Origin of the sequence: Vibrio olivae, from assembly GCF_042428525.1 — a bacterium.
Lineage (GTDB): Bacteria > Pseudomonadota > Gammaproteobacteria > Enterobacterales > Vibrionaceae > Vibrio > Vibrio olivae.
Window position 1 is genome coordinate 1 of the sequence record NZ_JBHMEP010000142.1, and the last position, 508, is coordinate 508.

Here is a 508-nt window from a genome sequence, read left to right on the forward strand (position 1 = left end):
GTAGGTATATGGCTCATCTTTCATTGCCTTGTTTGCACCATCCATGACTGGCAACCACATGTCACGCTTTACTCCGTTGACTGTGATACTGGTAAAAACCATATAGCCTGTTTTTTCATCAAAGAGGTATGGACGATGCGTTTCTGGATCACGATAGATTTCATAATCTACTGCCTCACACACTTTGCTAACTTCTGCCCAAGCCCATGCCCACGAAAGATAAGTGAGGTTATTTCGTTTTTCAGTAACACCTTTAACATTTATTTTGTATAAGCTATTAAAAAGCGTATTATCACTTCTATTTTTCAAAGGTTGTTCCTTTTCACTCATCAAATTCTGCCTCCATTTCAGCGATGTATTTTTTGCCTTGTCCGTAATAAGAGATATCAATCAAGTTATCTCTGTCGTACTCTTCTAGCGCATCAATCAAGCCATCTTCGATGACATAGATATACTCAGGTTTTTTGGACTTCCTCGATAAATGGATAAGATAGACATGATCCCAAAT

At 38.2% G+C, this 508-nt stretch carries 2 protein-coding genes; both read right to left on the reverse strand.

Going from position 1 to position 508, the window contains the following annotated elements:
* On the reverse strand, positions 1-330 hold a 330-nt coding region (locus tag ACFFUV_RS23955), incomplete at its 3' end, for a Sak single strand annealing protein (protein ID WP_390198529.1).
* On the reverse strand, positions 323-508 hold a 186-nt coding region (locus ACFFUV_RS23960), incomplete at its 5' end, for a hypothetical protein (RefSeq protein ID WP_390198531.1). The genes ACFFUV_RS23955 and ACFFUV_RS23960, both read right to left, overlap by 8 nt.